Here is a 25,886-nt window from a genome sequence, read left to right on the forward strand (position 1 = left end):
CGGCTTCGATAGGGTCCGAATTTCCGAAAATGTCGCTCATGCTCTCAGCCTCAGATCGCCTTCGTCAGGCTGAACAGCAGGCAGCCGTCGGCCGCCGCTTGCCGCACGCCGGAATACCGTCCGGCAGGCAGCGGGATACGGCGCTCGAAACGACCCTGTGGAAGTTCGAGACGATGGATGACCGCGTTGCGCAGGGCGGCTGGCAGCGTCCGGCGGCCGGCCACCACGAGAGCCCCGTCCTCGATCGCCGCCTCGACGCGCTCGGGATTGACGCCAGGCAAGGCGACAAGCACCAGAACCTCGTCGTCGGTCTCGATGACGTCGACGGGTGGCTCCCAAGCGGGTTCACGCGGCGTCGCAGTCGCCTGGAGAACGAACACCTGGCGATGCAGGCGTTCGGCCCGGGCAAGCGTGTCGAGCGCTTCACCCAGCATCCAGTTCAAAGGGTCTCGATTGGCCAAGGAAGCGCCTCTTGGACTGGTCCACGAGCCGGCTCCGCGGACGACGCAGAAGGTGGGAACTGGTCCGGCTTGCCACAAGCCGGAATTGGGTCGGACCGTCCGCCAGAGCGACGTTCCGATCCGACCCTAGAGCGTTCAAACCGGCATAGGGTTCGCGACAATGCTCATGTTGAAGGCGTTCACGAGAGCATGTTCCTGCGGGCCGGGATTAGCCCGCACTCGCTGGACCGCTTCAACCACCACTTCTTCGACCTCAGTCGCCAAGCCAGCCATCGTCTGCTCAATGAAGGCGTCGAGCGGCATTGCGCGAGGGTCGTCACTCTTCTTGACCAGGTCCGTGTTGACCCACGGCGGCGTGATCTCCTGAACGCGCACCGACGTCTCACGCAGCATGAAGCGCTGCGAGAGCGTGTAGGAGTGCAGAGCGGCCTTGCTGGCTGAATAGATCGCGGCAACCGCCAAGGGCATGAATGCCAGGATCGAGGTGTTGTTGACGATGGTTGCGCGCGGTTGGCTCTTAAGGTGTTCGATCAGCGCCGACGTCATGCGGATCGTGCCGAGCAGATTGGTCGTGAGCACGCGCTGAGCGTCTGCGTCGTCCACCACGCCACCGGCGTCGTCGAAGGGCATGATCCCCGCATTGTTGATCAAGACATTAAGGGTCGGATGCTCACGAATAAGCTCGTCCGCCACCCGCTTGATGCTCTCAGGATCAGCGATGTCGAGTTCGATCCCGACCATGCCGGGGTTGGCTTTGGTGACCTCCGAAAGCAGCTCCTTGCGGCGGCCGGCGACGATGACCTTGTTGCCCAGCTTGTGGAACGCTTCGGCAAGGCCTCGGCCAATTCCCGAAGTCGACCCGGTGATGAAGACGGTATTGTCGGTGAGTTGCACGACTTCGATCCTTCAGAGGGTTTCAGCGATCAGGCTTTGCGAGCCGCCGCGGACCCAATCCACGATGAGCCCGGCGTAGATTTCTGGTTCGTCTTCCCAGACGAAGTGACCTGCATCGACGATCTCGCCTCTCGCATGCGGAAGGCCTTCGACCAGCAGATCTCCATTCCCCGGAGGGACGAGCGGGTCGGTTTTTCCGGAGATGACGAGCGTCGGCGTCTTGATCGAAGGCAGCAGGTCGTGAAGACGCGGCAAGTCGGACGGATACGCCCGGACATAAGCGGCTGCGGCTTTGTAACGACCCTCGGCGGATGAGAGCCGATAGTCCTCCAGAGCGTCGGCAGGCGGTTGGTTTCTCGACAGCCGCTTGATGCGATCAGCGACGATCTGGCCGTCGGAGCCGCCGTCGATCTCCGACAATGGCCCTTCAATCACGCTTCGAAGGCCTGCTCCCACGAGATCCATGCTCGTGCCGCCGCTGCCTACGATCACGCTTTCAAACATCGAAGGCTTCTGCGAAGCGGCGAACAGCGCCGCCGAGGTGCCGATGTCCGGGCTGACCGCGTGGACGCGCTTCAGGCCGAACGCTTCGGCAATCTTCACGATGAAGCCGCCCATCGTCGCCGGGGTCATGAGGTCCGCTCGAAACTGCGAGCGCCCGAAGCCGGGCAGATCGACGGCGACCAGCGGCCCCACGTCCTGAAGCAGCGGCCAGATCGCGTGAAACGCCTGGACGCTTTGCGGCCAGGGGCTCGTCAGCAGAAGGGGCGGCCCTTTGGACGTGCCACCCTTGGCATAGCGGATCGAGAGGCCATCGACGGTTATGACATCGGTCTCGAGAAGAAAGTTCTTCATGTTGGGGCTCCGCATTGGCCGGGCCTGCTCGGATCGCTCGACGAAGTGTCGCGCTCCGTTCAGGCGGCGACGCTGGTCTGCACGAGGTACCGGGGAGCCGGCAGCGATCCGCCGAGGTGACCTGCGAGAGCTTTGCGGGCGTCGTCGTAGGCGTCCCACTCTCCGGCGTCCTGGAGCAGCGGGATCGTGACGACCTCTCCTGCGTCGAAGCCCATCAGCGCGGCGTCGACCAATGCGTCGGCCCGCATGACAATCTCAGCCGGGAGGTTTTGGTGACCGCCGACGCCCGCAACTTTCCAGAAATCCGTCGCGGTGGCGCCGGGAAGCACCGCTTGGACCCGAAGCCCCTTCGATGCGAGCTCGTGATCGAGCGACTGGGTCAGCGCGAGGACATAGGCCTTGCTGGCGCCGTACACGCCATTCAACACCTCAAGGCCGATCGCGACGGTCGACGAGATGTTGATGATGGAGCCGCCGCCACGAGCGACAAAGGCCGGCGCTGCTGCGTAGGTCAGGCGGGTGAGCGCGGTGATGTTGACCCCGATCATCCGCTCCATGTCGTCGACGTTGGACTGGAGCAGCGGAGACGCGGATCCAAAGCCGGCATTGTTGACCAGCACCGAAACGCTCGCATCGTCGCGCAGGCGGGCCTCAAGCATTCGAAGGTCGGTCGCGGAGTTGAGATCTGCAGCAATGGTCTCGACGACATTGCCGCCAACGTTGCGGGCGCGCGTCGCGACCTCTTCGAGGCGTTCCTCGTTCCGCGCAACGAGGATCAGATCGTAGCCGCGCCGCGCCAAACGGTCAGCGTACATGGCGCCAATGCCACCAGAAGCGCCAGTGATGAGCGCCACACCCAAAGTACTAACTGCCATTTCCTTCTCCCAACCGTGGTCCTGATAGCTGAGCTTTAACGCTTTGCTCCGCGCCGTTCTGCTATACAGTTGATCTGGTAGAACTATACGTTGGTATGGCAGCCTGACATATTGTGCATTTTAAATCACGAACACCTCTAAAAATATTATCTTGACGCGATCGCGCGATTTTTATTTTGCATTGCTACAATGACGACCGACTAATCCGTTCTGGGCGATGTAAAGTGCGCAATGTTTCTTTTGAGCCAATCATCGACGGATTTTGGTTCCTTTCCTGTGATGTCATAATAAGTATTTGTTGTTTCGCTCATTGCTGAGTCGTGAAAAATCCTATCAAGTCCGACTGAAATCTCAGCAGCCATTTCGGTAAGTCCCGCGTCTAAAAGCGTCTGCTTTTGATCGTCTGGCGCGCGATGCTCATAGACTACCTTTCTGCCAAGTAGTCGCGAAATCGCTTCTGCAATCTCAGGCATGCTCACAGCTTTCGGGCCGGTGAGATGGTATGCACGGCGAGACGTTAGAGGCCGCTCCTCCATAAGGGCGACGCGCGCGACGTCGGCGACGTCGCTCGTGTTGATAAAGTTCACTCGGCCATCGCCGGCCGCGCCGCCCCATAAATCTTGCAGGACGAAGGCTCCCGCTCGGGACAATACATCAGTGAACGTGCTCGGCCTTAGGATGGTATATCCCAGATCCGTATCAGCCAGACGAGCTTCGATTTCAGTGTGCCAATCGAACGGATGGTATTTGCTTGGCGGCCCCATGGCAGACAGCTTTACAATGTAAGATACACCGCTCTCAATGGCCGCATCAATCAACGCGATCTCGTTCTTGACTTGCTGATCCGACGTTCCGTGAGCAAGAAAAAGGCGTTCAACTCCGCGCAGCGCGTCGACAAGAGATGAGTGTCTGTCGAAGTCTATCGTACGCATAGGTACGTTGATCGGCAGCACATCGTTCTTGGCTCTACGGCTGAGAGCTACCAACTGTACTGGGTCGCCTAAAAGTTTGCCCACTAGCGCGGCGCCAACTCGGCCGGTGGCGCCAGCGATCGCGATCTGAGGCCCGCAAGATTGAACGTCCGTCGGCATGGCAACCCCCGAAAGATAAAATTCAATTCCACTAAATATTGGCGAGCTTCTGCGCTTGCCGATTTAGATAATAGCGTGGCACTCTAAAATATATGATTAGAATTATTTGGGATATCATATATCTTTATGTGCAAATTGCCTGTACGTTCGTATACAAGCTATCCTGCTCACCTAAAAAATCTTCCCAACAAATTCTCGGATATCGCTCAACATAAGCCTTGGCTCTTCAAGAGAAGCGAAATGTCCACCGCTTGGCATGTCGGTCCAGTGCACGACGTTGTAGGTCTTCTCGAGGAATGAGCGTGGCGGCGGGGCGAAAACGGGATCAGGAAACGCAGCCACGCCCAACGGGACTTCGATCCGGGTCCCCGCGCTGAACGAACCGGCGCGCTCAAGGCGCTTGCCGTGATAGATCCAGGTCGCCGTCACAACCGCCGACGGCCCAATGTAGAGCATGATATTCGATAGTAGAAACTCTTCAGAAAATTTGCTCCAGACGTCCGGATCGCCATTGGATAGCTTGGGCAAGTCCGCCCACACTCCGAACTTCTCCAGTATCCAGGCTGCAACACCAACAGGGCTGTCAGCAAGCACGGCCCCCAAAGTCTGGGGTCTCGTTTCCTGCTCGAGATTATAGCCAAGCTCCCATTCGAATATCTCCGAACAGCGGGTGGCGAATGCGATCTCATCTGGCGTAGTCGGCGCAGCATCTGAGGCATGGACATAGGCCATGTTGATGTGAGCGCCGAGCAACCGGTCTGGTTGCCCGAACGTCATCCAACTCGCGATGTGCGCTCCCCAATCCCCTCCGTGGACGATGAACCGCTGCGGACCGAAGAGAGCGTGCATCAACAAGGCGAACAGTTGTCCGGCCCAGCGCGGGCCGACGGCGACGTTCGCGCACGAGAAAGCGAAACCCGGCAGCGAAGGAACGACGACGTCGTGCCCATCGGAGGTCAATGGTTCGATGAAGGCTTCAAACTCGAGGAATGATCCAGGCCAGCCGTGCAGAAGAAGTATCGGCGGCTTCGAGCCGTCGCCCCGCGCGTGAATGAAATGAATGCAGGTTCCGTCGATCTCGGTGATGAAGTGTGGAAGCCGATTCAAGCGCTGCTCAACCGCCCGCCAGTCGAAGCGAGTAAGCCAATAATCGGACAACCGTCGAAGGTCTTTCTTGCCTACGCCTGATCGCCATCCGCCAAGGTCAGGGAGGTTGCTCCAGTCATATCGCGCCACGCGATCGCGGATGTCAGCCAGCCGTTCGTCCGAGATCTCGATCTTGAAAGGCTCAATCATCGTCGCCCTTTAGTCCGCGCAGTCGTCGGCCCGAGGCGGACGCTCCGAGATCGATTGGTCTGCATCAATACGAGATGTTGGGCAGATGGTCGCCGTATGCCTCCGGCGGGGCGATATGAACGACCGTACAGGTGTTAGGTCGCACCAGACCGCGCTACGTTGGCCCCGAGTTTATGGGTCGGGAGCGCTGATCGACCCTAGTGGATTGTCAGGTCCCCCAGGGCGGTCTCAAGGCTGGCCTGCAGATCGCTGCCGTCAAAAGGCTTCCTGAGGAACGACACGGCTCCGGCGGACAGAACACGCTCTTTGACCGCCTCCGTGGGGAAGGCCGTCATGAAGATGATAGGGAACCGTCGCCCTGCGGCGATCAGCTTGTCTTGCAGGTCAGGGCCGCTGATGAGCGGCATCTGAACGTCGGAAATCATGCAAGCCGGCTCTTCGTCGCCGCCTTCTTTCAAGAACGCCATCGCCGACTCGAACGTACGCGTCCTGTAACCCAGCGATCGGACGAAGCTGGCCGTCGAAATCCTGACGGCCTCGTCGTCGTCCACAATCGCAATCATTGGCACCTGGCTCATAATCGCCTTAACGCTCTTTACGCTGGATAGGCCGCATGCGGCCTGCGCGAATTCCATTGAGCGCAATATGAGAGATCAGGCCCCGTGCTTGGAATCATACAGAGGTTTGTCGACGGCAAATTCTTCGTGTGAATCTACCGGAGGTTACGGCTGGTTCGCCCCGCACGCAGACCATTCGCGAACGGTCACCGACATGGTCGTTCCCGCGCCGAGCGTAGAGCTGACCGAGATGGGGTGCGCGAGCGCCTGAGCAGTCTGCCGAACGATATGCAGGCCAAGGCCCAAGCCCTCGATGGGCCCCCCGTTCTGGCTGCTGCGTTCGAAGGCGTCGAAGACTTTCGTGAGGTCCTCGCTGCGGATGCCGCAGCCGCGGTCACGAACTTCAATCTCCACTTTGCCATCCGAGGGCGACGCAACGATATCCACGGTCGCTCCACGGTTCGAGAACTTGATCGCGTTCCAGATCAGGTTCTTCAAGATGGACTGGAACATCCTCGGATCCGTCATGACGATGCGGTCTGGGAAGCTGAACGTCAGCCGGACATCGCACGCTGCGGCGTAGGCAGCGGTCGCTTCTTTGACCCGACCCAGAAGGTGATCCAGCTCCACGGGCTTTATGTTCGGCTTTAGAGAAGCGCCCGCCTGCGAAAGCATCGCGATGTCTTCGAGGTCGTCGTTCAGGCGAATAAGAGCGCCTTCCGCGATCCTCAGAAAGTCCGACTCGACCTCTGCGCGGGAGGGAGCGATCGCGCGCTGGATGCAGAAGAGCGCTACGCTGAGTGGCTGTTTCAGATCGTGTCCTGCGACAGCTAGGAGCCTGAGCGCCGCTTCTGCGCGAAGCGCGTCTTCAGACGGGCGTTCGAAGCCTTTCCCCATAGGCGAGACCGAAATCGTTTCCATTGCATTATCCCCCTAGCGGCGCCGAGTTCGTGTATCTGTGAAGATCATTACGTATACGACGCGCTCGTAAAACTATACTGAGGTTTGTATGCATCATATTTGGATGGTGAATTGCAGCTTTTATCGATTATAAGCTGTCCGCCGAAAATAAAATTCGGAGACCTTATTTTTCATCGATGTCGCCCGATTAATGTTCTGACGTTTCAGTCTTCCCACTGCCGGCCAACTCTTCCGCATTTGAATGCGAGCATGCGTGAAGGTGAGCGTTGACGGGCCAAGTCGCGAGAAGTCCGCTCAACGGGAACATCGTTTGACGTCTTGCTGTGGAGCGAATTGCGCGGGCGCGCTTGCGAAGGCGCTAGCGCAAGTCATCGCGAGCAGAGCAGCGCTGGTCATAAAGAGCGCGCGGTACTCAATCCAGAAGGACTGCAAACTCATCCTAGCCTCCACCTCATTGTTCATACGAGAGCGTGACGGAACATCGTCGCCACAGCAATCGTGCGGATGTCCGCTGAACCGAGACTTCCAGGCAGCCGGACACCTCCCGGCGTATAGGCGGCGGCGCGATCGGTTACCCGGGCGTTGGCTTGCCTGCGCCCTATCTGGCGGACATCGCGAAGCCAGCCGAGGAGTCGCTTCCTGTGAAGAGTTTCATGAACGCCCGCTCGGCGGTGGTGACCGACGCGGTCGAGGGCCTTCTCGCGGCGTCGGGCGGGACACTGGCTCGGCTAGACGCCTATCCGGACATCAAGGTGGTGCTGCGCGCCGACTGGGACCGGTCCCGCGTCGCGCTCGTCTCCGGCGGCGGCTCAGGCCATGAGCCGGCCCATGCGGGGTTCGTCGGCGAGGGGCTGCTGACGGCCGCGGTCTGCGGCGAGATCTTCGCCTCGCCGACGGTCGACGCCGTGCTCTCCGCCATCGTTGCGGTCACGGGCGAGCCGGGCTGCCTGCTGATCGTGAAGAACTACACCGGCGACCGGCTGAACTTCGGCCTGGCGGCCGAGAAGGCGCGCGCCCGCGGCCTGAAGGTCGAGATGGTGATCGTCGGCGACGACGTCGCGATCGAACATGCGCCCCAGCCGCGCGGGATCGCCGGGACGCTGCTGGTCCACAAGCTCGCCGGGGCCGCGGCCGCCGCGGGGCTGTCGCTCGAGGAGGTGAAGGCGCGAGGCGAGGACGCCGCGGCGCATGTGCGCTCGCTCGGTCTGTCGCTCACCACCTGCGCGATGCCGGGAGCCGAGCGCGAGGAGCGCATCGCGCCGGACAAGGTCGAGCTCGGCCTCGGGATCCACGGCGAGCCGGGCAGTCGCATCATCGATTTCGCCGCCGCCGACCGCCTCGTCGAGCAGGTCGCGGCTCCGCTTCTGGAGGCGCTGGCGCCGGACGAGCGCGTCGCCCTGATGGTCAATTCGCTCGGCGGCACGCCGCCGCTCGAGATGTCGATCGTCATGGCGGCGGTGGCGAGGACCAGGCTTGCGGAGCACGTCGATCTCGTGATCGGCCCGGCGCCGCTGATGACATCGCTCGACATGCGCGGCTTCTCGCTCACCACGCTCGCGCTGGACGAGGGGCGCCGCACAGGGCTGCTGGCGCCGGCGACGAGCGTCGCGTGGACGGGGCCGAAGGCGTTCGCGCCAGCGCGGGTCGTTCCCGCGCTGCCATTGGACGACGGTCCGGCTGTCCCGCCGTCGAACGATCCCGCCGTTCGCCGCCTAATCGAGACGACGACCGCGCTTCTGAAGCGCTGCGGGCCGGAGCTCGACGCGCTCGACGCAAAGGTCGGCGACGGCGACGCGGGCTCGACCTTCGCCAACATCGCGACCGCGGTCGAGAACCGGCTCGACGCGCTGCCGCTCGCCGATCATCCGGCGCTGCTCGCCGAGATCGGCCATATCCTCTCGCGCGTCGGCGGCGGAAGCAGCGGCGTGCTGCTCGCGACCTTCTTCACCGCGGCCGCGGCCGCGCTCGGCGAGGACCCGGTGCCGGCGAAGGCGTTGAAGGCGGGCCTCAAGCGCATGCAGGACTACGGCGGCGCGAAGCGCGGCGACCGCACCATGATCGACGCCATGGAGCCGGCGATCGACATGCTCGTCGCGGGCGCCGGCCTCGCTGAGGCTGCCGAAGCTGCCCGCCGCGGGGCAGACGAGACCCGCTCGATGGCGACCGCGCGCGCTGGCCGATCGTCCTATGTTCCGTCAGGGGCGCTGAGCGGAGTTCCCGACCCCGGCGCAGAGGCTATTGCACGGATACTCGAAGCACTCGCTTCTGCATGACGAGAGCTTTTGACCCATTGCTGCCACTCGGAGCGTCCGGTTTCGGACGTGATCTGAGGCTGAAGCCAACGTAGAGATGGGCTGACGGTGAGTCCCTATGCCGTGCTGAAGTAGCGCGCCAGGCGACCGTCATCGTGGCGATGACGCGAACAGCTGGAAAATCGGGGCCACCCACCCACAGACTATGGTATGTCGACAGGGCTTGAACGGCTGCCGCAACCAACGGCTTCGCGGAAGGATCCCTCTTGATTTTTCGTGCCGCTAGCTGTAGATAAGCTCCATAAGCTGAGAGCGCTGATACGTCGGTGCGTTGAACGATTGCTTCACTCGGCTTACCAGTTTTTATTTTTTTATACGGGCCCGTTTGGGCCCTTTTTTTGTTTTGAGGGGCCTGTGTACCTGCTTTACCTAGATGAGTCTGGTCACGCTTATGATCCAAGCACGGATTTTTTCGTGCTGGCTGGCTTCAGCATTTTCGAGCGGCAAACTCACTGGCTTGAAGGCCAGATAGATCCAGTAGCCGAGCGCTTCAGCGCCACTAATCCGCGTGAAATTGAGTTCCACGGCAGTCCGATGCGTTCCGGAAAGGACGAATGGAAGGGCGTTCCTCCAGCGGATCGCGTTCAAGCTGTCGTTGATATTTTGTCTCTCCTATCCGATCGCCAGCTAAAACTCAAAGTTTACGCTTGCGTGATCGAAAAGAAGCTGCTCAAGCCTGAAGATATTTTGGCGACGACCTTCGAGGAAGTGGCTTGCTGCTTCGACGACTACCTCAAGTCGCTTTACTACAAGAAGGATCCCCAGCGCGGCTTGGTTATCCTCGACAAGAGCAACTACGAACAAACCATCCAAACACTATCTCACGTTTTCAAACACGTAGGCCACGCTTCAGGCAAGTTGCGGAATTTTGCCGAGGTCCCGCTCTTTCTTGACTCAAAAGCCTCTCGCCTGATCCAGATGGCGGACCTGATAGCCTATTGGATATTCCGGCATTTCGAGTCGGGCGACTCACGTGGGTTCAATATGATCAGCCCTTACTTCGCGCGCTTCGGCACCCGCACAGCACCAATGTATGGCTTGAAGCAGCACGTCACGGCAGAGACCACCGAACGCCTGGCTGCGCTCGCTCCGCATGCGCACCCGTTCCCTGGTCCGACCCCAAAGCCCGCTCTCGCAGCCGTTGGTTCCGCCACACCTCTAGTTGCGGCAGCGACTAAGCCGGAAGACGCGCTTGATCCTGCCGCAGGGCGACGGGCGCCGAGATGAATTCGCTCCGCGCATGTTCGACGCGCGATTTCCTACGGCAGCCAGCTGTTTTCGCCCCATCCCGCCTCGTCCAGGCTTTCCTCCAACTCTAAACGGACGTCGCCTGGCGCATGGGCTCCGAGGAAGCCCAACCGTTCGACGAACGACCTTATGATCCGGCTGGCACCGCCGGTTGTGACGCTCGCCCGGTAGGTCAGGTCTTCGAAGAACGAGGTCTCGAACTCCCTGACCGCGTGTGCGTCCTCCCATATATCGGGCATGTCGGCCAACGTAAGGGTGCGGGCGAGGCGCCTGCAGGCATCCTCGTCCGACAATGTCGTCGTCCTCGACCGTAGAAAACGCTCGAACAAGGCTTGGCGGTTCGGGACCGGCTGAACCTCGATTTGGTGCCTGTCGAGCAGGCCCTGCAAGGATGTCACGTGCGCAACGAAGGCGACACGAACCTTTTCCTGCCCCGGGCCGGTGTTCAACTCGTCGGCTATTCCCGTCAACTTCCTGAAACGATCCGCCTCATCGTTAGCAATGCGCAGCCTGAGCTCCCTGGCATACCTCCTCGGCATCCATAGCCCGAGCACGGTGTCGATACTCGACCGGCGGTACTGGGTACGCTTGGCGACAGCCTCCTCACCGTCCAAGGCTGCCAGGTCGTCGAAGCCTAGGGCGCTGCGAAGGCTGAAGCCGAACCCTTCCGTGCGAGGGCGGGCATGCTCGACCCCAGCCTCACCGGCGAGGACCGCTCCGATCTGCTCACGGTTTTCCGGCGTGAAGCGGAAGGCATCGAAGGTGAAGAGGCGGGGCGTGGGCGGCTTGTGGCAGAGCTTCCCGGCCAGGAAGAAATCCCGCAGCGTACGGATATCAACCGCGGGCTGAGGCTCCGCGACCGACCGCGCCTCCTCGAACACAGCATCCATGTACGCCATCAGCGCATCGTGCCGCCCCGTCAGTCGCAGCATCAACTCGTGGCGCTTGCTGCCCGGATTGGCTGACCCGACGTACCAGACCGGATGCGTGGTCCTCAGGATGCGAAACAGCTTCGTGTGAAAGTGGACCGGCGAGTTCATGACGACCTTGACTGTGACGTCCCTGAACCCGGAGCTCCGAAGCTTCCTTTCCACCTCACGCATGTCGGTCCACGTCCGCGGGATTAGGGCCGTGGCCTCCAGCCCGACGGCGATCCTAATCGTGCAGTCGCGCCTGGCATCGCGAGGCACCTTCCGGCAGACGTTCACCAGGGCGTCGACGGCGTAGTAGCCTCCAAGGATGGCGATCTCCGTGGCGCCCCTGGCATCGCCGTGGATGGCTTCAATCAGTTCCTCGAAATGGATCTCCCTGTCGGCCAGGCCGATCAGGTCCTCACGATGCACATAAATGGCGTCGTCGACGTTCATCGCCCCAGCGCCCCGCCCCGGTACACAGGCGCGCCCCACCGACCCAGACGAATGCTTTAGCTACGCCAAAGGGCCCGGCACGGTCCGCGCTAAAGCACGACAGCTACGCGGATTAATGTAGCGCACCCCCCCTGAGGTTGCGACTGCTCTGGGGAGGTCCGCTTCTTCGTAGACGCGGGCCCGCCTGGCGGCGGCCTTTTCGAAGCGCTGCTCGTAATCGACCGCCAGTCCGAGGACTGAAGGCCGAGCCGGCTTCGGAGTTGACGACTCCGCCCGTTAGGCTCGGCTCACCGCAAGTATAAGCAGGATCATTGAGTTCGACGTCACGTTCTGATGGCGATCAAGCGGGAGGGCTCGATACCAAGTAGCGGTGTCAGCCATTCGCTCGCGTCGACATGTTTGGTTCTAGCGCGTCTCTGCCGGCAGATCTCGTCCCGGGATGGCCCACAGCGGACTTTCGGTATGTCTGCTGGTTGCCCGCAAATGGACCCTGCCGCATCGTTCGCAGGCGGGACGCGTATGGGTCGAAGCGCAAGGTCGCCGCTGCGCGAAGTCGCTCAGGCGGGCACGGAGGTCGACGGCACGGATCTAATCCCCTTCGTCGACACCTAGGCGGCTGCTCGCTATCTAGCGCTTAGTCCGCACTCCCGAATTGAAGTGCCGATCAAGCAGCTTCATCGGAACGCTTGGCTCCGCAAGCTGCGCAAGCAGTAGACGTCCAGGCTCGATCGACCGTCCGAACCCCCTGGGCAACTGTGCCAAAAGCGGAGCGCCAGCCTTCAGTCAGGCGTCCGCCAAGCGCAGCCACACGGCGCGGCGAAGCCACAAATACGCGATTAAAAGATTGCGCAGGTGGATCGAGGAGGCAATCCATTGCCGCATCTGCGATCATCGCCGTCACATAGGCTAGCTCCACCGGCCCGTAGGGCTGATAGTGCGCGCCACACGCCGGTTCCTCCAAGCTTGCATCGCCTCCTTCCGGCCAATCGATCACGGTTAGATCCGGCACACCGGTTCGTCCAATATGGCATTGCAGACAACCGCCGTCCGCGCCGACCGCGACGGCATGGCCGGCGCAGGCATGGGCCTCGGTCCAGCCATAGAGAATTGGCCTCGGCCGTCCTTGCGCGACGTGCCACCGATTGAGAGCGCTTTCGGCAACCCAGTTGCCCGTCGCGGCGACGATGAGATCGGTCGCGGCGAGTAGATCCTCGTCTTGCGCGATAAGCTGGTGGAGGTCGCACGGGCGATGTTCCACCGTGAGATGCGGATAGTCGATCTGAAGCCGCTGCGCCAAAGCCTCTGCCTTATTACGGCCGACATCAGCCGCACCGAGCGGATGACGACTAACGTTCGGCCAGCCCAGCGTTTCTGGATCGACCATAACGATCCGCCCGACCCCCGCCTGGGCCAGCGCGCAAGCGACGGGCGCACCGACCGAACCACATCCGATGATGACGACGGTCGCGCCCAGCAGACAGCGCGTGCGAGGATCCTGGCCTCGCCCGTGCACCCAATCGGCGTCCGCGCGATGCACGTGAGTCCGCATGACCGGGAGCGCGCCAAAGAAGCGCCTAAGAAGGAGCGGCTGTGGCGTATGGTGCGGTCGGAATCCGACCGATAGAGGTTCGTCGGGCGCGCGCGGCCGGCCGTTGCGTCGCTTCGGGTTGGGTGCCTTCACGCCAATCAGCGCCGCGCCGCCGCGCCCGATCGCGCCCAATAGCGTCAACACCTCGTCGGGCTCGTGGCCTGCCACCTCTTCGAGGACGGCCTTGGCGTCTTTGCCAATCCGCTCGGCTAGCAGATGGAGATCGGCCGCGGTCTCCGGATAGTCGCAGGGCAAGGGCGGCGTCTCAAGCCAGAGGAAGGCCGCCGCCTCGGTCTTGACCGGAGTCTTGTCGCCGAAGCGATGGCGGATCCAGGCGACGAGCGACTCCTGATCCTCCCCAACTAACTCGAGGCCCTTGCCGCGCCAGACCTGCACTTGCCGCGATGGAGGCGCGGGCGCGACCAAGCTGAACAGGGCCTCACCCTTAGAATGCACCTTGTAGCCCCAATAAGTCACGAACTCCTCGCGGAAGTCGCGCTCAATGATGCTTCCCTCCAGCAGTTCCTCGATCAAGCTGATCGAGCGATGAAGGAGCCCCAGGGCGACCGCCGACGGATCGTCGGGATCCCACTCGGCCATGTTGGGTAGCAGGCAAAGGATACCGTCGCCCTCGACATGCGGCCAGGTCATCGCCACGGGGTGATCTACCAGCGCCGTTCGCACCGGCGTCGTCGGAAAGTGCGCGCCGGCCAGCAGATCGACGCGCCGGGTCACCCCGTCGGAGAACGCGACGCTGATCCGCCAGCCGGCCGCGATCCAGTCGCGGGTCGGATAGTCGGAGCCGATCGTTGTCGCATCAAGACGTTCGGGCGCCTGCCCCGCACGCTCGCGCAAGCCCGCTTCGAGACGAAGCGCTGCCTGTCGCCAACCGAGCGGGAGGGCCTCTTTAGGCATGGCGGCCGCCGCCGGCACTGCTGACCGCGCTCGCCGCCGCCGCAGTCGCGCCCAACAAGGCGGCCGAGCCGATGATCGCCGGGGCGGCCACGTGCGCGCGCTGCTCCTCCTCCAGGCGCTCGCTGAAGAAGGTGGTCGCGAACACCTTGTCCCAGCACTTGAGCGCCTTCTCGCGCGTGCAGTCGGCGGCAAACAGCGGCGCCAGCGTGTCGATCGCCTCGGTCAGCTTCTCGCGGAAGCGGCGCGCCTTGGCATCGTCGGAGCCGCTTGTGATGGTGTCCCCCGGCGTCACGGGGTGGGTGACGACGAGGTCCCAGTTCAACCGGTCCCGGATCGCGACCATGGTGTCGTACAGCGCCCGGTCCTCGCGGTCATTGACCCGAAACCTCTCGGTGGTCAGCACCGAGATTCCGAAGCCGCTGAGGATCGCGCCGCGCCAGCTATACCGACTGCGCGCGTACTTCTTAAGATCGCGGTTGATGCGGCGCAGCTGGATGCCGTCGGCACAGGCGGCGCGCTCGTCCTCGTACCACTCCGACACATCGCGGGCGTCCGAGCGCTTCCAGCCGCTGCTCGCCGCGAGTTCATAATGCACCTCCTCACCGAAGACGGTGTCGGTGACGACGCGCCGATAGACGGGCAGATCGACGTGATAGCCCTTCTCATAGAAGACACGGACGCAGCTAGAGCGCACCTCCGGCGCGCGCTTGAACTTCCCGTCGTCAACCGCGTCGCGCACCATCTGACGCGCCTGCAGCGACGTCATCTCGGCACCGCGATCGCTGACCAGATCATCCTTCTCGAAATAGACGCCGTCGTCGATGTCGTAGTCGTTGTCGACGTCGCGGCACATCGTCTTCATGGCGTAGCTGCCCTGCTTGACGAACTCAATCGGCTTAGGCTTGCCGGCCTTCTCCAGCCCCTTGCGCAGGCGCGTCCGGTTGGAGTCGCGCCGGTCGCGCATGGCGTCCTGTTCGCTCTTGGGCAGGGTCACGTCCTGATCGTGATATGCACGCACATCTTTGGAGCAGTCGAACATCACCTATCCTTTCTGGTTGTCGGTGGGGGCGGGCCGCCAGACCGCCCCGGTCGCCGGCATCGGCGGCAAATCGTTCATGAGGCGGCGGATCATGCGGCCGTCGTCACTGTTGAGGTCGTCGCAGGCGCTCTTGGTCAGGTCGGCGTCGGTGTGGGCCTGACCGACCAGCCGATCCATCGCCTCGGGCCGCGTGTCGTCGAGGGCGAGATACGGCATCATGCTCGCCGGCACGGGCTTGTTGGGGAAGCGCACACGCCGGATCGATCTACCGCAACTGCTGATAGCGTTCGTCAGGAGCCGCGCCATATGGTCGAAGGCGAACTCCTGTGCCGAAATGCTGAGCGGCGCGACGTCTGCGCCCAACGACCAGTCGAGCATCGAGCGGTGCGCACTCTCGGCGTCGAGGTGATCGCCCTCGGGACGCGGGCAAGTGCCGAGGGAGTAGATCTCGATCGGCTGCTCGGCGGAGCCACCGTAAGCGCGTCTACCAGGCCGACCATTATCGGATTGTTGGCCCATAGGCCGCCGTCGGCGAACACCTGCTTGGGACCGTCGGGCGCGTTGGGATCATCGATGGCGGCGAGCGAGCGGTAGATCGGCGCGGCGCTCGTCGCCATGCACACGTCGACCAGCGGGTAACGATCGTCGCGCACCCCACTTTTGGGTGTCTTCTTGAACACCCAGGCCCGGTGCTCGCTCATCAGCACGGTAGGGATCGCGAGCGAGATGCCGCGACCCTCGAAGACCTCAAGCATCGTCACGTCGTCGAGCACGCCCCTTAGCGCCGCGCGCAACGCCGCGTCGCCCTCGCGCACGAACCGGCTGCCCTGACTTGCGCGGTAGATCGCGCTGCGCTTGCCCGCGATCCGGTGCGGAAAGATTTTGGGACCGTGTTCGCGATAGAGGCCGACCACCTCGGTCATCGGCCGGCCGATCGCCAGCGCGCACCCGACGATCGCGCCGGTGCTGGTCCCGGTGATTAGGTCGAAGCCGCGGCCGAGGTCGAGCGCCGGTTCGCCCCGGATGCGGGCGAATTGATCGGTGAGCCGAGCCAAAAAGGCCGCGGTGTAGATGCCGCGCATCCCCCCGCCGTCGAGACTGAGCACACGATAAGGCAGCCCATCAGGTTGGTTCTGCTCGTTCTCCGCCATCTGCCCGCCTCCCTCTATCAGACGACCGATTGCCTCATTGGCCGGTCATGTCCATAAGATGTGGGGACGCTGCAATTTCACGTCAAGTAACTAGACGCGATCGAGTCGATAGAATCGTGTTTGTAGAGGAGATTGGCATGGATGACGGCGGCGAACACTTACGCTGGGGAGTCCGTCGGCGTCTCGAGTTCATCGACTTTCGGCTGTTCTGGGATGGCCGGTTCAATCGCAGCGACCTCTCCGCCACCTTCGCCATTTCGGCCCAGCAAGCCTCCGCCGACATCGCGCAGTACGAGAGGATTGCGTCGGCCAACCTTCGCTACGATCGCGCCGAGAAGGCCTACGTCCGCACGGAAGCCTTCGCGCCCACGCTTATCGGCGAGACGATCGAGCGCTATCTGTTGCAGTTGGTCGCCATCGAGAACCGCTGGATGCGGCCGGAAGATACCTGGTTCGACGCCATCCCCCCCGTCGAGGTGATCACCCTCGGCCGTCGTCCCACCAATCCGGCCGTGCTGCTGGGGGTGTTGGACGCCATTAGCAAGCGGCAGGAAATCGACATCGGCTACGCCTCGCTGACGGGTTCGGTGCAGCCGTCGCGTACGATCGCCCCCCACGCCCTCGCGCATAGCGCCGGCCGCTGGTACGTCCGATCCTGGTCGAAGGACCATGATGACTTCCGGGACTACAACCTCAATCGGATCGCGGCCGTCAGCGATCATCGCCCTGCCACGATTGACCCGGCCCTCGACTTCGAGTGGGGCCACAAAATCAATCTCGACATCCGGCCAAACCCTGAACTTTCAGCCGAACGGCAAGCCGCTGTGGCGGCCGAGCACGGCATGACAGAGGGGCGGCTGTTGCGGCCCTGTCGCCTGAGCCTCAGCTTCTATCTGATGAGCGAGTACAACCTCGACGTTGAGCCGGGAGTGCTGAAGCCGGAGAAACAGCAGATCGTGCTGCAGAACCGGGATGAGGTGACGCAGGCGCGGGCCTTGTCGCGTCAGATGTCGATCGAGGCGCTGGCGCGGGCAGCGAGCGCGGCCCCATCATGATCCTTCGCCATCGCGCGCCAGCTTCCCGACCCCACCCCCGTCGCCACCCATGGCGATAGCAGCTACCCTCATATTCGGAAGCCTAGCGCGAGCCGACCATACGGCAGGATCCGACACCGACCTGTTGATGATCAATCTCGACGAGGAGTCCCGCCATGTATCGGTTGGGCACCTCTCGCTGTTCATCTATCCTTGGCGCAAGCTCGAAGAGGATGCGCGGTCGGGAGACTTGTTCACCTGTCATCTGGTCGAAGAAGCCAAGCCGCTCGTTGACCCGGACGATTATCTGCCCCGCCTTCAGAACGCGTTTCAGTTTCGCCCGAGTTACCAGGACGACATCAAGCGGGCCTCCGACCTCGGCTGGTATCTAGTCCGTTTCGGCGACGAGCTGAATTCGGCCCTGCTCGCCAAGCGCGCACTATGGTGCATCCGAACGATTTTGATCGCTCGCAGCGCCGAACGCCGGGCACCGGTCTTCGCTCCACGACAGCTCGCCCGGCAAACGTCTTCGAATCCAGCACGGGAGCTTCTATATGCCCGACATCACCAGCGCGACGGCGACAGTGTTCGCAAAGCATTGCGCGCGTTCCTGGAAACTGAAACGGAGTCGGCAACGTCGCTCGCCGAAGCGGATGAAAGTTTTTTTCTAAGCCGTTTCGCCGCGACGTCGAACAAAGTCGCAATGCAGACCTTGAAGCAGGAGAATGATAGCCGCGCTATTTACATCTAGTATGCCTAGATTGCAGAGAGGCGATGATCTATCCTAGGCGTTGACTGCTGGAATCTACGGGCGACTTCGTCGGACCGGCCAAATCTCCTCTTCGCTCCAATCACCGGCTTCGCCATTGATCTGTGCAGTTCCTCGTGGACCTGGGGAAACTCGGTGCTGTGGCGAAACCCCTGGCTTTCGCGACACCACAACCTGTTCCTGCAGCGACCGATGTCCGCTCGTTAGCATGCGTCCAATGTCTGCTCCTGGCGCCAGGCGGCCGTGCTTCATTGGCCGCGGATGACCCCAAGCAGACGCGCGGCACGCCCGCTTTCTGCGATAGCGGCAGACCAGGCGTCGGTGCTGTCTCCGCAGATGGCCTTCGACCCGCGTCACCCGCATCGACACGGAGGCGTTCTCATCTCTCCGATCGCCGCGGAACCAAATTGCGTTTCCATGGTGGCGGTCCCATGGTGCCGGCATCTTACAGTCGAGAGCCTGAGTTTCGTTCGTGATCCCGCCGACATCTGTGACCGACGAAGGTCGCCTCGCCGAACTTGAAGCCTACGACATTCTAGACACCCCGCCGGAGCCGGGGTTCGACGAGGTGGTGCACATCGCCCGCGTGCTGTGCGACGCGCCGGTCGCGTTGGTCAGCTTCGTCGCCGGGAACCGACAGTGGTTCAAGGCGCGCGAGGGTTTTGAGCCCTGCGAGACCGACCTCGACAGCTCGGTTTGCGCCCACGCGCTGGTCGAGCCGGACTTGCTGATTATCCCCGACCTCACGAAAGACCCGCGCACCCAAGCAAACCCGCTTGTGACGGGAGACCCGCACATCCGGTTCTACGCGGGCGCGCCGCTTCGGACCCGTAATGGGCAGACGCTCGGGAGCCTGTGCGTCATCGATGGGGCGCCGCGTCCAGAAGGCCTTTCGGACAAGCAGGCGAGCGCGCTGCGCAACTTGGCGGCCCAGGTGATGGCGCAGATGGACCTGCGCCGAGCGCTGGCCGAGCGGGATGCGCTGATCGCCGGAAGAGCCGACGCCGATAGGCGACGCCATGCGCTGCTCCAACTCGGTGACCGCCTTCGCGATCACTCCACTCCCGACGCGATGATCCACGCGGCCTCCGAGATCGTTGGCGTGGCGCTCAACGCGTCGCGCGTCGGGTTCGGCCACCTCGACGCCGATTCCCGACACATCGACATTGCCTCGGACTGGACCAAGGAGGGCGTCGCGAGCGTCGCCGGCCGCCACCGCTTCGAGGACTACGGCGACTTGCTGCCAGATATCCTGCAGGGCGAGGCGCTGATCATCCACGACGTCCGAAGCGACCCCCGCACGGCCGCTGATCCCAAACCGATGGAGCGGCTCAGCATCCGGTCGCTGGTCAACGTGCCCGTGCGTGAGCGAGGGCGGACCGTCGCAATGTTCATCGTCCATGATGACGAGCCGCGGAAATGGGAGCCAGAGGTGCTGGCGTTTCTCCGCAACGTCGCGGACCGCCTCGAGGTTGGCGTCGGGCGCCTTCGCGCGGAGTCTGACCAGCGGGTGCTGAACCAAGAGCTCAGCCACCGTATGAAGAACATGATGTCGATGGTGCAGGCCATCGTCACGCAGACCATCAAGTCGGAGACCAGCCGGGAGACGATGGACGCGGTGCTCAGCCGCCTGATGGCGCTCGCGACGGCTCATGACGTCCTCCTACAGGAGGAGTGGTCCGCAGCGTCGATCGGAACGGTGGTGAAGTCGACGCTCAAGACCTTGTGCCCGGTCAGCCGCTTTGACGTCGCCGGCGAGGATCTGGCGCTTGGCCCGCGGGCCACGCTGTCGCTCGGGTTGCTGCTGCACGAGCTGACCACCAACGCGATGAAGCACGGCGCGCTCTCCGTCGAGGGGGGCCGGGTGTCGCTGTCGTGGAAGCTCGAGCCCGGTGACGATCAGCCCGAGTTGACGATGCTTTGGAGCGAGAGCGGCGGTCCGGAAGCACGCCAGCCGACGACCCGAGGGTTCGGCTCCCGCCTCATCAGGATGGGCCTCGTCGGAACGGGCGGCGTCGAGCTCCGTTATCTCCCATCGGGTCTCAAGGCGGAGTTCAGGGCGCCGCTCAACCAGGTTCAGCAGTCATGACCGATCAAGGCCCTCGGGATCGAGGGCCAATTTCATCCCGTCAGGTGGTGCTCGTCGTCGAAGACGAGCCCCTGCTGAGGATGATGGCTGTGGACCTTGTCGAGGACGCGGGGTTTGAGGCTGTCGAGGCGGCGGACGCCACCGAGGCGGTCCGCATCCTCGAGGCGCGGACCGACATCCGGATCATGTTCACCGACATCGACATGCCGCGCGGCATCGACGGCCTGATGCTGGCGGCTCTCGTTCGCAGACGCTGGCCGCCGATTGAGATCATCGTGACGTCCGGGTTCAGGACCTTCAACGACATCGACCTTCCGGTGCGCAGCGAGTTCTTCTCGAAACCCTACGACCGCGCCAAGGTCACGGCCGCGATGAAGCGCATGGCCCACTAAACCTCGCCTCGGCGCGTCGCGTCGCGTCGCGCCATTCCGCCCGGCAAGCGCCGAGCCTGCCAGGAGACGGATCTTGAAGTTCAAGCTTGGCTGCGCACTGCAATACAAAATCGTCGACGAGACGCTGTTCATCTTCAACGTCGAGGTCGCCCAGCTCGGGCGACACATCGACCTCGTCGACAACCTCGTGTGCAAGCCGGACGTCGAGCTGCTCCGCTACGTCGCGCCTGGCAACCACAACCGTTACGTCCGTGCGCTCGCAGAGCCCGGCGAGTTCACGCTGTCCTACACGGCCGAGGTCGATCTCGAGGTCCACCGCGCAGATCCCGCGACCGTGCAGGAGATGAACGTCCGCGACCTGCCGCTCGACATCCTTCCCTATCTGCTCCCGAGCCGCTTCGTGCCGTCCGACCGCCTCGCGGACTACGCCTATCGCGAGTTCGGGCGACTGCCGCGGGGCCACGCGCGGGTGAGCGCGATCTGCTCGTGGATCTACCAGAACATCGACTACAAGCGCGGCTCGAGCGACAGCGAGACAACCGCAACCGAGATCCTGATCCAGCGCGCTGGCGTATGCCGGGACTTCGCCCATCTCGGGATAGCGTTCTGCCGGGCGCTCGGCATCCCAGCGCGGCTAGTAAGCTGCTACGCGTTCGGGCTCGACCCCAACGACTTCCACGCGGTGTTCGAGGCGTACCTCGACGGGCGCTGGTGGCTGTTCGACGGCACAAGGCAGGCCTCGCTTGACGGCCTTGTTCGCATCGGCGTGGGCCGTGACGCGGCCGAGATCGCTTTCTCGACCCCGTTCGGGAACATGGAGCCGGGACCGATCAGGATCTGGATCGACCGCTCCGACGGCCAGCCCGAGCCGCAGCCGCGGACGACGGACGCGATCAGCACCGACACTCCCGTGCTGGTCGCGGCCTGAAGCTGTCCATCGGCCAGACGGTTCGCGCCCACCAGTTCGAGGAGCTTGCTTGGCCCCGGTCACCATCCGCCACCGAACCTCCTATCGCTACAGGGCGCCGGTGCGCCTTCAGGCTCATAGGCTCGTCCTGCGCCCTCGCGAGAGCCGGGAGCTGAAACTCGAGCGGATCGACCTGACGATCACGCCGAACGCGGCCGTCGCATGGTCCCAGGACGTGTTCGGCAACGGCGTGGCGACCGTCACGTTCCAGGCGATGACCGCGGAGCTCGTGATCGAGAGCGTCGCCGAGATCGACCTCGACGCCCCTGCGTGGCCGATCTTCCCTATTGCGGCCTCCGCGATCGAGTACCCGTTCCCCTATTCCGACGACGAGCGGACCGACCTCGGGTCGCTGACGCTGAACCAGCACCTCGATCGGGGCGGACGGCTTCGGGTCTGGGCCGGTGGCTTCGTCTACTCCCGGCCCACCGACACGCTCTCGCTGCTCAAGGACCTCAACACCGGAGTGGCGAACCAGATCGCCTACGAGGTCCGCGAGGATGAGGGCACGCAGTCGCCGCTCGAAACCCTCGATCGCGCCCGCGGCTCCTGCCGCGATCTCGCGACTCTGTTCGCCGAGGCCGCCCGCAGCTTAGGATTCGGCGCCCGGCTCGTGTCCGGCTACTTGCACGATCCGGCACGGGATCTCATCGGTTCGAGCGGCCTCGGGTCCACCCACGCCAGGGCGGAGGTCTATCTGCCGGGCGCGGGCTGGGTGACGTTCGATCCGACGAACCGCAGTGTCGGCGGGGCCAACCTGATCCCGGTCGCGGTGGCGCGCGACATACGGCAGATCATGCCGGTGTCGGGGAGCTATGTCGGCGCCGCAGACGCGTTCGACGATATGGCGGTCGAGGTCAGCGTGGTTGGGACCGTCTGAAGCGACCGGCGCCGCGTGCGACCCTTTCGAACCACGTCATGGACCGGGCCTTCGAGCCCGCCTAATCTCCGGAAAACTTGAGGCTCGATTTGTCTTCGGCAACGCGCAACAACGTAAGGATCAGCGGCGTTGGAACGACGACGATGATGTTCGCCCACGGGTTCGGGTGCGATCAGAACATGTGGCGTTTCGTGGCCCCCGCTTTCGAGGACCGCTACGCCACAGTGCTGTTCGACCATGTCGGAGCGGGTCGCTCCGACCTGTCGGCTTACGACCCGGCGAAATACGCCGACCTGTCGGGCTATGCCGACGACGTTGTGGAGATCGCGCGTGACCTCGGGCTCCGGGGGGCGATCTTCGTCGGCCATTCGGTGAGCGCGATGATCGGGGCGATCGCCGCGATCCGTGCGCCCGAAATCTTCGAAGCGCTCGTCATGGTCAGCCCATCTCCACGCTACATCGACGACGACGGCTATGTCGGCGGGTTTTCAGCGGACCAGATCGACGAACTGCTCGACCTCCTCGAGGAAAATCCTTTGGGGTGGTCCGCCGCCATGGCGCCGGTGATCATGGCCAATCCCGATCGGCCAGAACTTGGCGAGGAGCTGAACAACAGCTTTTGCCGAACCGACCCTGAGATCGCCAAGGCCTTCGCTCGCGTGACCTTCACGTCGGACAACCGCGCCGACCTCCCGAGGGTCTCTACACGCACCCTCGTGCTCCAGTGCAGCGAGGACGTCATCGCGCCGGCGCAGGTGGGCGCTTACGTCCACGACCATCTGCCGAACAGCGAGCTGGTCATCCTGAACGCAACCGGCCACTGTCCGAACCTGAGCGCGCCCGACGAGGTCATCGATGCGATCCGCGCCTTTGTCTGAGTTGGCGCAAGACGTAATGGACGGACCCTCCGAAGATCTCGCGGACCTCTACGAGAACGCCCCCTGCGGATATCTGTCGCTCTCGCCGGCTGGCCGTATCGTCAAGGCCAACGCAACGCTCGCCGTGTGGCTTGGCCGTCGAGCGGAAGATCTGCTCGGGAGCCGGCTGCACGACCTCATGAGCGTGCCCTCCAAGATCTTCTTTGAGACACATGTGAGCCCGCTTCTTCGGATGCAGGGATATCTCCACGAGGTCGCACTGGACCTCATCGCCGAAGGCGATCGCCTGCCGATTTTGGCGAACGCTTCCGAGCGCCGCGACAAAGACGGAAAGCTGCTCTTCACCCGGATCACCATTTTCCAGGCGACCGAGCGCCGTCGCCATGAGCGCGAACTTCTTGCGCAACGTGGGGCGGCCGAAGACGCCAAGGCCGCCCTTCAGAAACTCAACCTTGAGCTAGAAGCGAGAATCGACGAAGCGGTCTCCGCGCGACTGAGCAGCGAGAAGGGGCTGCTCGCCGAGCGTGAACTCGGAGACCTTCGAGAGCAGTTCATCGCAGTGCTCGGCCACGATCTTCGCAATCCGCTCTCCTCGATCGACAGCGGCGCGTTGCTGCTGCTGCGCGAAGAGCAGTCCGACAAGGCGAAACACGTCCTCGGGCTTATGCAGGGAAGCGTCGTCCGGATGGCGGGTCTGATCGACAACTTGATGGACTTCGCCCGTGGCCGCCTTGGCGGCGGCATCACGCTGAACAGGAACGCCGCGGCGCCCCTCGAACCAGTTCTGCTGCAAGTCGTCGAAGAACTGCGCGTCGGCAAACCCGACAGGCTCATCGAAACAAGGATCGATCTGACAGCGCCAGTGGATTGCGACCGCTCGCGCATCGGGCAGATGGCTTCGAACCTGCTGGGCAACGCGTTGACCCACGGTTCTGCGGAGGTCCCCGTCCGGCTCGTTGCGCGCACAGTCGACGACGGTTTCGAATTGTCGGTGGCGAACGGCGGCGCACCGATCCCGGAGGATGCGATGGCGAAGCTGTTCGAGCCGTTCTTCCGCGGGGAAGTCCGAGGAAGCCTGCAGGGGCTGGGACTTGGCCTCCACATCGCGTCCGAAATCGCCAAAGCTCATGGCGGGACGCTGGACGTGGCGTCAGGACCTCTGGAAACCCGCTTCACGTTCAGAATGCCGCTCGCGACGCCCAAAGCCGCTTGAGCCGCGACATTCCATCAACGCCCGCATAACGGGTTGGGTCGTGATAAGGGCGGGACCCCCGATCTCACGGAGATCCCGCCCACCGCAGAGGCCGGGGGAAACGCCCTGCGGCCGCTCAGGCGCGGGGACGCGCCGTGGCGGATGAGGAGACCAACGCGGCGGTCGCACGGCTCGTGCCGGCGGCTCCGCCGAACCATGCGGCGACGGCGCCGAGCAGCAGGGCGACGAAGCCCAGCAGCGCTCCGCGCGACACTACCTTGGTGGCCGTCACCGCGGCCTCGGTCGCCTTCTGCTTGGCCTGCGCCACCGTCTGGCGGTACTTGGCCTCGTAGTCGTCAACCTGAATGCGAGCCTGTTCGACCGGGATGTTGCGCGCCTTGGCGAGCGCGACGGCGGCGCGATCCTTGGCCTCGGCCATCTTCGACGGGTCGCCGCTCACGACGGCCTGCATCGCCGCGACGGCTCCGGCCTGAAGCGCCGCCGGGTCGCTGCCGCTTGTCTCGCGAACTTGGCGGTCGAGGTCGGCCATCGGGTTCATGTTGGCGAGCGAGGGAGCCGCCGCCTGAGCCGCGGTCGAAGCCGCTCTGCCGACGCCGCCGATCGCGCCCGACAGACCGCTGAACGCGCCGCCCACAAGCGCGCCGACCGAGGTCGTGAGCAGATAGAGGACCACCAGCGCGGTGACCGCCCAGGTCACGAGGCCGTGGAACGAGCCGGTAGACGTGGAGGGTCGGCCTGACAGGCGGCTCGAGACATAGCCGCCGGCGAAAGCGCCGATTAGTCCGGCCACGACATACCAGAGGCCGCCGAAGATCGAGGCTGCGCCGGCGCCGGGATTGTCGGACGCGCCCGGATCGATTGCCGCCGCGCCGATTCCGACGCCGAGCAGGTTCAGCAGGAACTGGACGGTCAGCGCCAGCACGACGCCCGCGAACACCGCCCCCCAAGATATCTGGTTGAAAGCCGCGGTTCGTTCGACGCTCGCGCTATGGGCGATCGGTCCGGTCGCCGTCCCGGCCATGGGAATGTCAGTCATCGTTTCGCTCCTCGCAGTCCGAACGGCCGCGCACGCGGGCGCGCCGTCCTGCGGGACG

The 25,886-nt window shown here is 63.4% G+C and carries 24 protein-coding genes; 10 read left to right on the forward strand and 14 right to left on the reverse strand.

All coding sequences use genetic code 11. From position 1 onward, the window contains the following. Window positions 1–50 precede the first annotated feature (50 nt). The 8 genes from ACFOWB_RS09785 to ACFOWB_RS09820 all read right to left on the reverse strand — a co-directional run bounded on the left by ACFOWB_RS09785 (window position 51) and on the right by ACFOWB_RS09820 (window position 6,950). On the reverse strand, window positions 51–461 hold the full coding sequence (locus tag ACFOWB_RS09785) for an Hsp20/alpha crystallin family protein (protein ID WP_261405112.1): 411 nt from the start codon (window positions 459–461) through the stop codon (window positions 51–53). 135 nt (window positions 462–596) lie between these two features. After that, window positions 597–1,355, reverse strand: coding sequence for an SDR family oxidoreductase (locus tag ACFOWB_RS09790; RefSeq protein WP_261405111.1), 759 nt, complete (start codon window positions 1,353–1,355; stop codon window positions 597–599). A 12-nt stretch (window positions 1,356–1,367) separates the two neighbouring features. After that, window positions 1,368–2,210, reverse strand: a complete 843-nt coding sequence (locus ACFOWB_RS09795) for an alpha/beta fold hydrolase (protein WP_261405110.1) — start codon at window positions 2,208–2,210, stop codon at window positions 1,368–1,370. A 59-nt stretch (window positions 2,211–2,269) separates the two neighbouring features. Continuing rightward, entirely contained in the window at window positions 2,270–3,085 is an 816-nt protein-coding gene (locus ACFOWB_RS09800; protein ID WP_261405109.1) for an SDR family NAD(P)-dependent oxidoreductase, read from the reverse strand. Between the two features lie 200 nt (window positions 3,086–3,285). After that, window positions 3,286–4,176, reverse strand: coding sequence for an NAD(P)H-binding protein (locus tag ACFOWB_RS09805; protein WP_378147021.1), 891 nt, complete (start codon window positions 4,174–4,176; stop codon window positions 3,286–3,288). A 171-nt stretch (window positions 4,177–4,347) separates the two neighbouring features. After that, window positions 4,348–5,472: an epoxide hydrolase family protein gene (locus ACFOWB_RS09810; protein ID WP_261405107.1), complete on the reverse strand. Its 1,125-nt coding sequence runs from the start codon at window positions 5,470–5,472 to the stop codon at window positions 4,348–4,350. Between the two features lie 197 nt (window positions 5,473–5,669). After that, entirely contained in the window at window positions 5,670–6,050 is a 381-nt protein-coding gene (locus ACFOWB_RS09815; RefSeq protein WP_378147024.1) for a response regulator transcription factor, read from the reverse strand. Window positions 6,051–6,194: 144 nt separating this feature from the next. After that, window positions 6,195–6,950, reverse strand: a complete 756-nt coding sequence (locus ACFOWB_RS09820; protein ID WP_261405105.1) for a sensor histidine kinase — start codon at window positions 6,948–6,950, stop codon at window positions 6,195–6,197. Window positions 6,951–7,591: 641 nt separating this feature from the next. On the opposite strand from ACFOWB_RS09820, the gene ACFOWB_RS09825 reads away from it, so the two are divergent. Continuing rightward, window positions 7,592–9,223: a dihydroxyacetone kinase subunit DhaK gene (locus tag ACFOWB_RS09825; RefSeq protein ID WP_378147026.1), complete on the forward strand. Its 1,632-nt coding sequence runs from the start codon at window positions 7,592–7,594 to the stop codon at window positions 9,221–9,223. 393 nt (window positions 9,224–9,616) lie between these two features. Further along, window positions 9,617–10,489, forward strand: a complete 873-nt coding sequence (locus ACFOWB_RS09830) for a DUF3800 domain-containing protein (RefSeq protein ID WP_261405103.1) — start codon at window positions 9,617–9,619, stop codon at window positions 10,487–10,489. A gap of 32 nt (window positions 10,490–10,521) precedes the next feature. On the opposite strand, the gene ACFOWB_RS09835 is transcribed toward ACFOWB_RS09830, so the two are convergent. The 5 genes from ACFOWB_RS09835 to ACFOWB_RS09855 all read right to left on the reverse strand — a co-directional run bounded on the left by ACFOWB_RS09835 (window position 10,522) and on the right by ACFOWB_RS09855 (window position 16,570). Next, the gene (locus ACFOWB_RS09835) at window positions 10,522–11,877 is read right to left on the reverse strand and encodes a restriction endonuclease PLD domain-containing protein (protein WP_261405102.1); all 1,356 of its coding nucleotides are present in this window, start codon (window positions 11,875–11,877) and stop codon (window positions 10,522–10,524) included. Window positions 11,878–12,541: 664 nt separating this feature from the next. Next, a complete protein-coding gene (locus ACFOWB_RS09840) occupies window positions 12,542–14,320 on the reverse strand; it encodes a ThiF family adenylyltransferase (RefSeq protein WP_378147029.1) in 1,779 nt (592 codons plus the stop codon). 52 nt (window positions 14,321–14,372) lie between these two features. Continuing rightward, the gene (locus ACFOWB_RS09845) at window positions 14,373–15,419 is read right to left on the reverse strand and encodes a cyclic GMP-AMP synthase DncV-like nucleotidyltransferase (RefSeq protein WP_378147031.1); all 1,047 of its coding nucleotides are present in this window, start codon (window positions 15,417–15,419) and stop codon (window positions 14,373–14,375) included. 3 nt (window positions 15,420–15,422) lie between these two features. Beyond that, window positions 15,423–15,635 (reverse strand): hypothetical protein, encoded by a 213-nt coding sequence (locus tag ACFOWB_RS09850; RefSeq protein ID WP_378147033.1) that lies wholly within the window; start codon window positions 15,633–15,635, stop codon window positions 15,423–15,425. A 74-nt stretch (window positions 15,636–15,709) separates the two neighbouring features. Beyond that, window positions 15,710–16,570, reverse strand: coding sequence for a patatin-like phospholipase family protein (locus ACFOWB_RS09855; protein WP_378147035.1), 861 nt, complete (start codon window positions 16,568–16,570; stop codon window positions 15,710–15,712). Between the two features lie 137 nt (window positions 16,571–16,707). Between ACFOWB_RS09855 and ACFOWB_RS09860 the strand changes: the two genes are divergently transcribed. The 8 genes from ACFOWB_RS09860 to ACFOWB_RS09895 all read left to right on the forward strand — a co-directional run bounded on the left by ACFOWB_RS09860 (window position 16,708) and on the right by ACFOWB_RS09895 (window position 24,792). Next, window positions 16,708–17,625 (forward strand): WYL domain-containing protein, encoded by a 918-nt coding sequence (locus ACFOWB_RS09860; RefSeq protein WP_261405094.1) that lies wholly within the window; start codon window positions 16,708–16,710, stop codon window positions 17,623–17,625. 127 nt (window positions 17,626–17,752) lie between these two features. After that, on the forward strand, window positions 17,753–18,355 hold the full coding sequence (locus ACFOWB_RS09865; RefSeq protein ID WP_261405093.1) for a hypothetical protein: 603 nt from the start codon (window positions 17,753–17,755) through the stop codon (window positions 18,353–18,355). Window positions 18,356–18,845: 490 nt separating this feature from the next. Then, window positions 18,846–20,462, forward strand: a complete 1,617-nt coding sequence (locus ACFOWB_RS09870; RefSeq protein WP_315855180.1) for a sensor histidine kinase — start codon at window positions 18,846–18,848, stop codon at window positions 20,460–20,462. Next, window positions 20,459–20,854 (forward strand): response regulator, encoded by a 396-nt coding sequence (locus ACFOWB_RS09875; RefSeq protein ID WP_261405092.1) that lies wholly within the window; start codon window positions 20,459–20,461, stop codon window positions 20,852–20,854. The genes ACFOWB_RS09870 and ACFOWB_RS09875 overlap by 4 nt, the downstream gene beginning before the upstream one ends. A 73-nt stretch (window positions 20,855–20,927) precedes the next feature. Then, entirely contained in the window at window positions 20,928–21,782 is an 855-nt protein-coding gene (locus tag ACFOWB_RS09880; protein WP_261405091.1) for a transglutaminase-like domain-containing protein, read from the forward strand. Window positions 21,783–21,831: 49 nt separating this feature from the next. Then, complete coding sequence (locus ACFOWB_RS09885) at window positions 21,832–22,701, forward strand: transglutaminase family protein (protein ID WP_378147039.1); 870 nt, start codon at window positions 21,832–21,834, stop codon at window positions 22,699–22,701. An 89-nt stretch (window positions 22,702–22,790) separates the two neighbouring features. Beyond that, the gene (locus ACFOWB_RS09890) at window positions 22,791–23,579 is read left to right on the forward strand and encodes an alpha/beta fold hydrolase (protein ID WP_378147041.1); all 789 of its coding nucleotides are present in this window, start codon (window positions 22,791–22,793) and stop codon (window positions 23,577–23,579) included. Window positions 23,580–23,595: 16 nt separating this feature from the next. After that, on the forward strand, window positions 23,596–24,792 hold the full coding sequence (locus tag ACFOWB_RS09895; protein ID WP_261405090.1) for a PAS domain-containing sensor histidine kinase: 1,197 nt from the start codon (window positions 23,596–23,598) through the stop codon (window positions 24,790–24,792). Between the two features lie 115 nt (window positions 24,793–24,907). Here the strand turns inward: ACFOWB_RS09895 and ACFOWB_RS09900 are convergent, their stop codons facing one another. Continuing rightward, window positions 24,908–25,828 carry a PhnA-like protein gene (locus ACFOWB_RS09900; RefSeq protein ID WP_378147044.1) on the reverse strand — a complete coding sequence of 307 codons (921 nt, stop codon included), beginning with the start codon at window positions 25,826–25,828 and terminating at the stop codon, window positions 24,908–24,910. Between the last annotated feature and the right edge of the window lie 58 nt (window positions 25,829–25,886).

This window comes from Chenggangzhangella methanolivorans, assembly GCF_042648545.1.
In the GTDB taxonomy this organism is placed as follows: Bacteria; Pseudomonadota; Alphaproteobacteria; order Rhizobiales; family Methylopilaceae; genus Methylopila; species Methylopila methanolivorans.

What these genes read in the sequence shown, in the direction of transcription:
- ACFOWB_RS09815 (WP_378147024.1), bottom strand. Translation starts at nt 6,050, where the DNA reads ATGAGCCAGGTGCCAATGATTGCGATTGTGGACGACGACGAGGCCGTC.
- ACFOWB_RS09895 (WP_261405090.1), top strand. Translation starts at nt 23,596, where the DNA reads ATGGACGGACCCTCCGAAGATCTCGCGGACCTCTACGAGAACGCCCCC.
- ACFOWB_RS09845 (WP_378147031.1), bottom strand. Translation starts at nt 15,419, where the DNA reads ATGTTCGACTGCTCCAAAGATGTGCGTGCATATCACGATCAGGACGTG.
- ACFOWB_RS09860 (WP_261405094.1), top strand. Translation starts at nt 16,708, where the DNA reads ATGGATGACGGCGGCGAACACTTACGCTGGGGAGTCCGTCGGCGTCTC.
- ACFOWB_RS09810 (WP_261405107.1), bottom strand. Translation starts at nt 5,472, where the DNA reads ATGATTGAGCCTTTCAAGATCGAGATCTCGGACGAACGGCTGGCTGAC.
- ACFOWB_RS09795 (WP_261405110.1), bottom strand. Translation starts at nt 2,210, where the DNA reads ATGAAGAACTTTCTTCTCGAGACCGATGTCATAACCGTCGATGGCCTC.
- ACFOWB_RS09820 (WP_261405105.1), bottom strand. Translation starts at nt 6,950, where the DNA reads ATGGAAACGATTTCGGTCTCGCCTATGGGGAAAGGCTTCGAACGCCCG.
- ACFOWB_RS09800 (WP_261405109.1), bottom strand. Translation starts at nt 3,085, where the DNA reads ATGGCAGTTAGTACTTTGGGTGTGGCGCTCATCACTGGCGCTTCTGGT.
- ACFOWB_RS09875 (WP_261405092.1), top strand. Translation starts at nt 20,459, where the DNA reads ATGACCGATCAAGGCCCTCGGGATCGAGGGCCAATTTCATCCCGTCAG.
- ACFOWB_RS09805 (WP_378147021.1), bottom strand. Translation starts at nt 4,176, where the DNA reads ATGCCGACGGACGTTCAATCTTGCGGGCCTCAGATCGCGATCGCTGGC.
- ACFOWB_RS09850 (WP_378147033.1), bottom strand. Translation starts at nt 15,635, where the DNA reads ATGCCGTATCTCGCCCTCGACGACACGCGGCCCGAGGCGATGGATCGG.
- ACFOWB_RS09900 (WP_378147044.1), bottom strand. Translation starts at nt 25,828, where the DNA reads ATGACTGACATTCCCATGGCCGGGACGGCGACCGGACCGATCGCCCAT.
- ACFOWB_RS09855 (WP_378147035.1), bottom strand. Translation starts at nt 16,570, where the DNA reads ATGGCGGAGAACGAGCAGAACCAACCTGATGGGCTGCCTTATCGTGTG.
- ACFOWB_RS09865 (WP_261405093.1), top strand. Translation starts at nt 17,753, where the DNA reads ATGATCAATCTCGACGAGGAGTCCCGCCATGTATCGGTTGGGCACCTC.
- ACFOWB_RS09835 (WP_261405102.1), bottom strand. Translation starts at nt 11,877, where the DNA reads ATGAACGTCGACGACGCCATTTATGTGCATCGTGAGGACCTGATCGGC.